This is a genomic window from Mesobacillus sp. MER 48 (assembly GCF_023714225.1).
Taxonomy (GTDB): Bacteria; Bacillota; Bacilli; order Bacillales; family Cytobacillaceae; genus Mesobacillus; species Mesobacillus oceanisediminis_A.
Window position 1 is genome coordinate 1 of record NZ_JAMAUR010000020.1, and the last position, 9681, is coordinate 9681.

Here is a 9681-nt window from a genome sequence, read left to right on the forward strand (position 1 = left end):
AAAATAGATTTCAACAAGTAAGAGTATTTAAGGTCCTTAGCTGTTTATTGTTCAGTCATTTGGAATAATCGAATTTCTTTTAGAAGATCGTTAATATGCTTTAGTTTTGAATTCATAGTGTACTCTTTGAATAAATATTTGAATGAGAAAAACAAGAGAATGAAGCCAGCTGCCATAATCATAGAAGTCATAATTAGTGTTTGTTCTTGTCCTGGAAAGATATATTGACTTAATAATGGGATAGTTATAGATAAAATAGCTAAATTCACTGCATTTTTTGCTTGTTCTTTTTTATGATTGCTCTCTATTTTTTCTTTAACGATGGATTCTATTAATAGATTTTGATCATTCTTTGTTAGATCTATTTTATAATTTTTTTTAACTAACTTAATGAAATCATTTAGCCTTTTTTTATCTAAACTTTCTACACTTCCATAAATCTTCTCTATATATTTGAAGTGCCAGAAAGATGCTCCCAAGGTTGTGAAGAGAAAGCTAACAAATAAGACAATTGAAAGAAATTCTTTATTTGTCTGAAGAAAGTATTGTGCACCAATAGCTTCAGCAATAAGGAAAGGCAAAATAAAGTATAGGCGATAATCTAAATTTAATGATTGGAACAATTGTTTATGTGGACTGTAAACTTGTCCATGTTGCTTTAAGATTTTATTTAAGGTATTCATAATGTTTTATTCCCTCCATTGGATAACTACGTAATATTACGTTTAGAGAGAACAAATGTTTCGTTTTAAAATAAAAAATGGTAATCATCACAAAGTTTCTGATGATTACCATTAAACGATTGATATTTAATTATTTATTATAAATTATTGTCCTCATATGGATCTCTAATATCCAACCGTTCTTTTAGAGCTTCCTGCAGAACATGAGAAAAGTTAATTTTATGTTCCTCAGCTAAGTCATTGAGCCATTTCTGAACAGTTAACGTTTTTTTGATGGTTGCTCGTTGAACCCGATCTCTTATAATTGGCATAAACACGTTAACAATTACGACTGCTTGTTGAGATTCCAAGGTTAGCTCATATACTTTTGAAGGCGCAGGAATAGGGTCCAGGTCTTGTTCCATTCCGAATAGGTGCAGGCCTAATGCTTCTTTAGCATTTTGGTTTGCTTCCTCTTCGGTATCTCCGCACGTAAAGACGCCAGGGAGATCTGGGAAGAAAACAGAGATACCATCTTCATCGTATTCGAAGATAGCAGGAAATGAATAAGACCGTTTTAAATCCCCATCTCGTTCTTTCTGGTTACGTCCTTTAAAATTACCTGTCGCGCGCGCCATAGACATTGATTCTCTCCTTTCGAATAAGAATTGAAATTGTTTTGTATGTTTTAATTGTTTGCTGCATCCCGTTTCCCCATTAGTTTATTTATTTTTCTTCCAAGAGTTTTTGTAGTGCAGGGGCAGGGATTAAATCCCTGCCTGCCTCAATATATTCCTAACCGTACCTTTAGGTAAGTCCTTTTTTGGATGAGGGACTGTTACCTTTCCTGGTTTGGTTGGGTGTTTATATTGATGATGGCTTCCTACACTATGTATCAAGTACCAACCATCAGCCTGCAGCATGCTGACGATTTCCTTGGAAGAATAGGACTTCATAAACACTCTCCTCAATATATAATTATATTTCTGTATATACGTATTATAACACGTGTTAAATACGTGTCAATATACGTACTAGCCCATTTTAGTATCTCCATATTTCTATCTTTTAAAAAGTAGTTAATTCAACCATTTATAATTTTTACCGGTAAAATAACGGTAAAATTCAGGAAATTATTTAAATGTATGAATTTAACGCATCAATGTACCGTTAAAATAACGTTATTTTAACGGTATGATAAAATCATAAAGGTTTTAAAAGTTTATTGTAGAAATAAAAGATAGGTGGTGAACGCATTGAATAGCAGTGAAAAGTTTGGATATTTTGCTAAAGATGTAGCATCTGATTTGGAAATCACAACTTCAAGTTTGCGCAGGTGGTCAATCGAGTTAGAAAAAGAAGGTTATAAATTTGAAAGAAATGAAAAGGATCAAAGGATATATTATGAACGCGATTTTAAAGCGTTTAGAGAATTAAAGAAACTCCTATCCCACTCAGTTTCTTTCGTTGACGCTGTAAAAGCTATAATATCAATGGATTTAGAAAACAAAAACGCTAAGTTAACGCCTAGCGTTCACAGTGAAGATATCCGTTTATCAAAGCAGGAATTGCAGGGATTGATTCGTGAAGCTGTAAAACAGGCAGTTGAGGAAGAAAGAGAAGCAATGTTCCAGGCTTTTGAATCCAAGATAAATAATGTGATCGAGCAAAGAGATCGCAATCTTACAAAAGAGCTGCACCGATCACTCGAAGAAAAGAGACTGGAAATAGCTGCTGCAGAAGAACGTAAGGCCTCTTGGTGGAAAAAACTATTTAACTAATTAGAAGGAGTCTTAAGAGTTCAGAATATGCAAAAGTAGAAGTCGGGGGTCAATTATATTAATAGTTTGCGCCTTCAGGGCGCTCAGGGTTGCCTTAATGGCAACCTTATTTATGAGGGAGGGATTTCTTTGTTAAAAGGCCATGAAATTCTAGGAACGGATAAGCCCATTTACTTTAGAAAAGGCGAGGATCATCTTTTCTATGAGGATCTTCTTTTGATGGATGAAAACCCTGATGACTATGAAATAGAAGGCTATGTTCAAGTCATAAAAACAGGAGAACCTTTTTTCTTACCGGTCTATCAGCTTCTTGTTCCAGAAGTGAAAAAAAGCGCAAAAGTGCTTCCTTTTAACTTGAAATAAGTTGAAATAAGTTACCTTTAATGATATGATAAAAGTAACTTAAATCAAGAGAGGATGATAGCGATGCTTTTTAAGTGTTCCAAGTGCCAGAAAAAATTGTCATTGCAGCCGAATATTTTTGAGAAAGCTTACAAGGGCCATGACACATGCTTGGATTGCAGACCTAAGCATGGAGGAAGTAGGGAAGGGGCAGGCAGGCCATCCCTGGGAACGACAAAGAAAGTATCCGTCACCCTGCCGGATGACATTTGGGAGAAAATCGAGGGAGAAGGTAACAAGTCCGCCTTTTTCAGGGATTTGGCTTTAAAGGAATTTGAAAAATGATTTGTTCATACTGTCAAACGAAAAACAGTCACTATGCCGATGAATGCGACTTTTGCCAAGCACCTTTGAAGAAGCCACGGCCACAATTAAGGGATTTGGTTTACCTGGAACAATGCGAGCTGCCATTCAAAGAACTGATTTTGTTTCACACTTATGATTTGTTGATCCTGCTTCGATTGGTAAGAGAAGAAAGGACAATGACCTATAAACTCATGAGAAGCGTTCAGAAGGCCCCAGAAGGCATTGTGGTCGATTCTGACACCTTAGACTTTGCTGAACGGGAATATAGGCGTTATACGGCTCGTATGAGGGTTTTAGAGGGGATTTTGATAGATAGGATGGGATACAAGCCTGAAAGGGTCGATGATAAGCTTTTGGAACGTTTACAGGCCAAATTGACAAAAAACGAAAAAGCCTAGAAATAAAGGGAAAATGTTGGTATTGTCGAATTATAAAGAAAAAGAGAAAAACCGCCCTGTCTTTGGTCGGATAGGCGGTTTCTCACAACAGGCAAGGGATTAGTCCCTTTATTAACATTTGAATATTTATATTCTACCATATCGGGATTAATTCCTGCTACATAAGGGAGAGAAAAAGTAGTGGGGAAAAATATTATAGACTTTGAACAGGCTGAAAAAAATGCTAGAAAAAGAGATTTTGAGAAAGATTCAGAAGCTAGATCAAGAGCAGAAGAATTAAAAAAATCATTACTAGAACAATTAAAAGAACTTACTGGTGAGGAACATTTTATTGGAACTAGTAAAGATCCATTTGCAGGGGAGCCATTTAATCAGACCATGCATAGGAATTTAGATTTACTTAATCAAATTGGTTATTTAACTCAAGCAGAAGAAAGTTTTTTATTTAGGATTCAAGCTTATTTAGAATTTAAAAGTAATGTAATTATTTGTAGAGAAGATAAGTTTAAAAAGAAAAAGAAAAATGTTGAGGATCAATTTGAACTTCCGAAAGCTGCAACGGTTTCAGATATTGCTGAAATGATAGGTAAATCAAGACAGAAAACTTCCGTCATAATGAATAGCTTGAAAGATAAAGAGATTCTCCTTAATCCTGAAGGAGCTGGACATGTTATTGAAAATGGACGTACTGTAAGTCCTAGAACGTGGATTATGAATCCTTATATTATGATTTGTGCACCTAGAAAAAATAATGTTCAATTGGACAAACTGACTATGAGATTATTTCAACATTCTTTGAAAAATCTTAAAGATCAAAATGGAAAAAAGGTAACTTTACCTGCAAGATTTTTTTAATAAAAGATTTAAGATCATATCTGAAAATGATATGATCTTTTTATTATTTGGAATTATTTAGGTGTCACGAAAAGGTGACAAAAAGACCTCAAAGTGTCACCAAAAGGTGACACCCCAAAATGTGCTATAAAACCAGTCGTATCAACACTTCAAAGCATTTTAAACAAACTCTCTCTATTATCACTATTGTTTAATAGCAATTCGCCCTCTGTTTTGCAAGACATAATTTCATATATTTTACGTTATTGCCTTAAAGGCTAAAAGGTTGCCATTAAGGCAACCGAAAAACAGTTTGTAAGAGGGGGTTCTATAATAGAACAGGGGTGCCTACATTATTTGACTGAACTTAAAAGATTTAAGTTCACGTTGATAGTACCCTGGTTCTCTATCGGAACCACCCCTTGCCTTCCTTTTATTTTTCTAAAACATTTTCTTGATATTTATTTTTTTGTTTGTTTTTCTTGCGTTCCTGGCGTTGTAGCTCGAACTGCTCTTTCTTTTGAGCTTCCTCAACTCCTTGAACTGCTGCCTGCAAGAATCCTAAGTTAAATTCATTGTCTTTTCCTTGGTCAGCTTCCTGGATCGAATTTTCGATTAGTGGCTTTTTAGTCATAGCCAAGTCAATCTTTTCCTTGTGTTTGTCGAAACTTGTCTTATCGGAAAAGCCCAGGCTTTCCAAATTCTTTGTTAAATGTTCCCGATCGGAAAGGGCTTGGCGATATTCTTCCTTTGCACCTTTAGAAAAAAGCATTTTCCCTTTCATCAGAGGGCTGTTCTCGTATTTCTCGATTTTGGATGATACAGCTTCCAGGTGTTTAAAGTGTGTGGCAGCGGTCGCACTTCTTTGATTTTCTTTGGCCAATGTCTGTAAGTGAGATTGGGCTTTTTCGATAGCTTCGGTACGTTCTTTGATTTCTGCCTTGATTTGACTTAATGGAACAACCTGGCCTGCTTTTTCATTGATGGACTTTATCTTCAAAGCGTCCTCATATTTGATGAATGGAGAAGCTGTTTTTAATTCTGGATAAGGGGCAGTAATCTGACGGATGTCCCCTTGCTTCAAGGCTTTTTCGGCTTTATCTAAAACATGGCGTTCAGATTGAATTTGCTCTTTTTGCTTGAACTGGGTAGTGACCTGTTTTTCCTTTTCTTCCTGGAACGTTCTGCGCTGATCGATGAATTCTTCTTTGGTCGAGAAGGATAGTTTTTCTCGGTGGTAATTCAGTTTTTTCTCGTGATAGCTATAATCCTTTTGGAATTCCTCAATGGCCTGTTCTGCTCGTTCTTTGGTTTGGCGATTTTCTTTCAGCTCTAACGGATTGAACCAGTTGATATTTTTAATATCATTTTCTAGGCGTTTGACCTGGTTTTGAATCTGGTCCATCTGGTGGAAGTGGTCGCCTGCTTCTTTGAATTTAGAATCTTTCCACTCGGTAAAGCTGGCCTGCTTGGCAATACTTTGCTCCCATTTGTCTATTTGAGCCTTGCGATCCTTGATTTTATCAAGAGTCACAAAACCTTTTATAGACTTGGTTGCTTCTTTGATGTCGGTCTTTTCGGAAGGGGTAAGGTATTTGCCTTTTTCACGCTGCTGTTCAAGATTTTTCTTTTCGGCTTTATATTTATCTAGTTCTACAACGTTTTTGTTGTAGTCCTGGACTTCTCGATTTATGTTCCCTCGTTCGGTCTGTACGCCACGCTTCTCCATCTGGTGGGCTATATGGCCAAGGTGAACAGTCGGAAGCTGTTCAATCCCTCTGGCTTCGTTGGAAAGGTGAGAAATGCGCTCCTGGACTCCCTCTTTCTCCAATGCCTTATTGGCATGGGTAGCCCATTGCTCTCTCCATTGTTCCAGAAGTTTTTTGTCGTTCCACTCACGGTTTTTCACAGTGAAGCCCTGTTCTGAAATTTCCCTGGTGGTCAACATGACATGGGCATGAGGATTTTCTTTATCATCCCTATGGATGGCTACATCGGCAACCATACCTTTGCTGACAAACTCCTTTTGAACATAGTCACGGATCAGTTCCTTTTGATAGTCGTTGGAAAGCTCTTTTGGCAAAGCAATATTGATTTCTCTGGCCAGTTGAGAATTAACTCTCTTTTCAACTTTCTCAACTTCATTCCATAAACGCTCACGATCCTGAACCCATTCAGGAGAATGAGAAGGGGCAAGAATCATAGTTTCTGGTTGAACATTTCTTTTGTAGAATTTAACTTCTCCTGTTCGTTCATCTTTAAGGCGTTCTCCAGAACGGTAACTGGCAGAAGCGACAGCCGATTGACCTTTAGCCCTGGAAATAACCTTTGCTGAAAAATGATAGATAGCCATGATTTCTCACCCCTTTCAAAGTCCGCGACACGATTAACATTAGAACCGAAACGGATAGGGAAGAATCATAAGATTCAAGCTATCTGTTTTGGCTTCGCCGATTAGGCGAATGGTGTTTTCCTTCCGAACCATTCGGAAGGGGAAGTTTTTTGTTCCGTAGGAACCACACACAAACGAAGTTTGTATAAGTGCGCCCTTGTCTATTACTTCCAAGGGGATCATACCATAATTTCGATGAATATTCTACCAATTTTCCTGGTGCTATTAACCATTTATAGATATAATAGGAGAAAAAGTGGAAGGGAAGGGTCATGGGTGGTCAGGCGTGGTTAAGAAAACAGATGAGGAACGGTTGCGAGAGTTAGATGAGAAAATTAAACAGATTGAGGAAAAGAAAAGGCAGGTAAAGGCTCGATTATCTCAAAAAGAACGAAAGGCTCGGACAAAGAGGTTAATTGAAGTTGGGGCGATTTTCGAAAGATATTTTGGAATTGAAGGGCCGGAAGATGCTGAAAAAGTCGCTAGTGCATTGCAAAAAACAGTCGATAATAATAGAAATGTAATCTTAAAATATTCTATATTGAGAAACATTGACGATTCTGAATCAAAAAATAATAGGAGAGAATAGGAGTTAATTTTTTTGTTGAAGGCTTACTTTGTATTATCAATTTTTTTAGGAGGTTATTAGTTTGCGAAAGAAAATAACTGTGGTTTTCTTATTGTTATTTGCAATAATTTATTTTACTGGGTGCAGTAATCAGAATGAAAAAGCTACTCCCAAAGTAGATGAATATATTGAAGTAATTTCTGTTACCGAGATGGAAAAAGATCTGTATGAAGTAAGATATAAGTTATTAAAAGATTTAGATAGAGGAAGTGGTTTAGTAAATCAAAATTTATTTTTTTCCAGTGAGAAAGAAAACATTCCTTTAGTAAGTACCAAAAAAGGTACAGAAGTTATTTCAATTAAGGGAAAAGAAATAATTTTAAATTATTTGGGTTCTAATAAATATATCGAAGAAAAAAAGTTGAATTAATAGGAGAGCTATGACGATGTTTTATAAAACTGTTCTTTTTCTTGGTCAATTATTTTTAGCATTACCTGTTCTTTTAATTGCTTTAAAATGGGTAGACATTTCGATAGCTACTATAATTTTCGTATTAGGTATAATTTTCTATATTTTTGGAAAAAAACGTATATAATTCTTGAAATATATGGTAATATTTTTCCTGTAATACAATAAATGTAAATACAGGAGGAATTATGAAAAAAATTGTAGTTTTAATGTTGTCATTGTCTCTAGCATTTTCCGGCTTATTTTTTAGTAACATTTCAACCGCAGATGCTGCTTACGTAGAGCCGAGTCCAGGAGGTAGTGTTTCTGGCGGATATGTAAAATCTAAGTATTATGCCTCAGGCGGAAGGGTTAATATTGAATATCATGATTATTATATGAGTGTTTCTGCCGGACGAACATTTGCTAAGAAAACTGAAATGTCTTTTGCAGAAGGCGTTTTTTGGTTTAGGACAGGCTTTATACCAGTTATATCACCATACGCTGCTACCTTAGGTTTTTATAGGGCAACTGAATCATCAGCATTTGCTAGCCAAATTAGATCTTATACAGATAAAAATATACCTGTCCATGTAACTTATTGGAACGATAAAAACTATAGCACTTTTGGTAGAACTGTAACTGCTTGGGATGGTAAAGCAGCCACAATAAAACCTTTTAAAGTGCCAGCTCCTGAATACCAAACAATTATTGCTAAAGCCTATAAGTGATAATGATTGAGGTTGGAGGCAGTTAACATAATCACCATAATCGGAAGTTCTGAAAAACTCAAAACCCGGAATTCGGCCATATTTGGTCAAATTCCGGGTTTTTGGTCTTGGGAAATAGTCAAAAAAACAGGGAGATTTTCGTTTTTTAAATCTCCTGTTTTCTTTGATTTCCTCCCTATTGCACTGTAGTTTCTAACTTGATTTTTTGAAAATATGACTAGTCAAATATAAATAACATTTTTTCGATTTATAAATAGTTTTACGATATACCGGACAATTTGGTACTATACGCGATTTAAAAGGACTGTTATAATGTGTACCAAGCAGCACGGTATTGCATATAGTCAATAAATTATTGCTTATATGCATTGAAAGCTATTATAGCTAGTGTTGTTTATTTTTATCGATTTTAGTTAAAGATAAGAACAATAAAAAACAACCGAAAGCACTGCAATGCCTCGGCTGTTTCATAGTTACCTATATTGGTAACAATAAGAGGACTTATTTCTCACGTTTCGCGGCGTCAGAGGGATGGTCCTTTTTCTTTTGTTTTTTACTTACATAGTAATCGAAGAGCTTATCGAAAACCAGGACAATAAATGGCATGATGAATGTTGAGATGATCGTCAGCATTGCTATATTTCACCTCCCTTCATTTCTTCATAAAAAACACTCCTTTTTCTTTTTCTACTTTTAGTAACGATTTATATTATGGGCTTGGACTCTATTTAATTCATTGATAGCTATTAATAGAGTAGCCTGTTAACTGACGTTATCACACAAAAACCTCAAAAATCAATACATTGTGTATTTTTTATTTTCGACAGTACTATATATGGTGTTTAGGTCGTATTATAAAGAATTTGTCAATAGAGAAATAGCTTGAAAATCAGAGGAAAGTTAAGAGATAACCAATAATATATAAGATAATGATTAGTTATTAAAAAATTTGAAGGTTGCATTTTGAGAAGAGTCGATAAATTGCATAAAAAAAGCTACCTGTACTGGCAGCTTTGTAATCAATTATATAAGAAAATAGATTTCAACAAGTAAGAGTATTTAAGGTCCTTAGCTGTTTATTGTTCAGTCATTTGGAATAATCGAATTTCTTTTAGAAGATCGTTAATATGCTTTAGTTTTGAATTCATAGTGTACTCTT

General features: G+C 35.5%; 12 protein-coding genes. 7 read left to right on the forward strand and 5 right to left on the reverse strand.

The annotated features are described in order from the left end of the window. Window positions 1-44: 44 nt before the first annotated feature. The 3 genes from M3593_RS23525 to M3593_RS23535 form a co-directional block, all read right to left on the reverse strand. A complete protein-coding gene (locus tag M3593_RS23525) occupies window positions 45-683 on the reverse strand; it encodes a hypothetical protein (RefSeq protein ID WP_251545047.1) in 639 nt (212 codons plus the stop codon). Between the two features lie 137 nt (window positions 684-820). Continuing rightward, a complete protein-coding gene (locus M3593_RS23530) occupies window positions 821-1306 on the reverse strand; it encodes a type II toxin-antitoxin system HicB family antitoxin (protein WP_353056121.1) in 486 nt (161 codons plus the stop codon). Window positions 1307-1429: 123 nt separating this feature from the next. Next, on the reverse strand, window positions 1430-1618 hold the full coding sequence (locus M3593_RS23535) for a type II toxin-antitoxin system HicA family toxin (protein ID WP_251545046.1): 189 nt from the start codon (window positions 1616-1618) through the stop codon (window positions 1430-1432). 291 nt (window positions 1619-1909) lie between these two features. Here M3593_RS23535 and M3593_RS23540 point away from each other — a divergent pair, with 291 nt between their 5' ends. From M3593_RS23540 to M3593_RS23555, 4 genes are all read left to right on the forward strand, one after another. Then, window positions 1910-2443 (forward strand): MerR family transcriptional regulator, encoded by a 534-nt coding sequence (locus M3593_RS23540; RefSeq protein ID WP_483308967.1) that lies wholly within the window; start codon window positions 1910-1912, stop codon window positions 2441-2443. Window positions 2444-2572: 129 nt separating this feature from the next. Continuing rightward, window positions 2573-2806: a hypothetical protein gene (locus tag M3593_RS23545; RefSeq protein WP_251545054.1), complete on the forward strand. Its 234-nt coding sequence runs from the start codon at window positions 2573-2575 to the stop codon at window positions 2804-2806. Between the two features lie 320 nt (window positions 2807-3126). Further along, window positions 3127-3549, forward strand: a complete 423-nt coding sequence (locus M3593_RS23550; RefSeq protein WP_251545053.1) for a hypothetical protein — start codon at window positions 3127-3129, stop codon at window positions 3547-3549. Between the two features lie 180 nt (window positions 3550-3729). Beyond that, window positions 3730-4404: a Rep protein gene (locus M3593_RS23555; protein WP_251545052.1), complete on the forward strand. Its 675-nt coding sequence runs from the start codon at window positions 3730-3732 to the stop codon at window positions 4402-4404. A 412-nt stretch (window positions 4405-4816) separates the two neighbouring features. Here M3593_RS23555 and mobQ read toward each other — a convergent pair whose 3' ends face one another. Further along, window positions 4817-6736 (reverse strand): MobQ family relaxase, encoded by a 1920-nt coding sequence (mobQ, locus tag M3593_RS23560; protein ID WP_251545051.1) that lies wholly within the window; start codon window positions 6734-6736, stop codon window positions 4817-4819. Between the two features lie 325 nt (window positions 6737-7061). Here mobQ and M3593_RS23565 point away from each other — a divergent pair, with 325 nt between their 5' ends. The 3 genes from M3593_RS23565 (at window position 7062) to M3593_RS23575 (ending at window position 8522) form a co-directional block, all read left to right on the forward strand. Further along, window positions 7062-7364, forward strand: coding sequence for a hypothetical protein (locus tag M3593_RS23565; protein ID WP_251545050.1), 303 nt, complete (start codon window positions 7062-7064; stop codon window positions 7362-7364). Between the two features lie 61 nt (window positions 7365-7425). Then, window positions 7426-7773: a hypothetical protein gene (locus M3593_RS23570; protein WP_251545049.1), complete on the forward strand. Its 348-nt coding sequence runs from the start codon at window positions 7426-7428 to the stop codon at window positions 7771-7773. 227 nt (window positions 7774-8000) lie between these two features. After that, window positions 8001-8522 (forward strand): hypothetical protein, encoded by a 522-nt coding sequence (locus M3593_RS23575; RefSeq protein WP_251545048.1) that lies wholly within the window; start codon window positions 8001-8003, stop codon window positions 8520-8522. A 501-nt stretch (window positions 8523-9023) separates the two neighbouring features. Here M3593_RS23575 and M3593_RS24160 read toward each other — a convergent pair. Further along, on the reverse strand, window positions 9024-9155 hold the full coding sequence (locus M3593_RS24160; protein ID WP_285848182.1) for a hypothetical protein: 132 nt from the start codon (window positions 9153-9155) through the stop codon (window positions 9024-9026). Window positions 9156-9681: the final 526 nt, after the last annotated feature.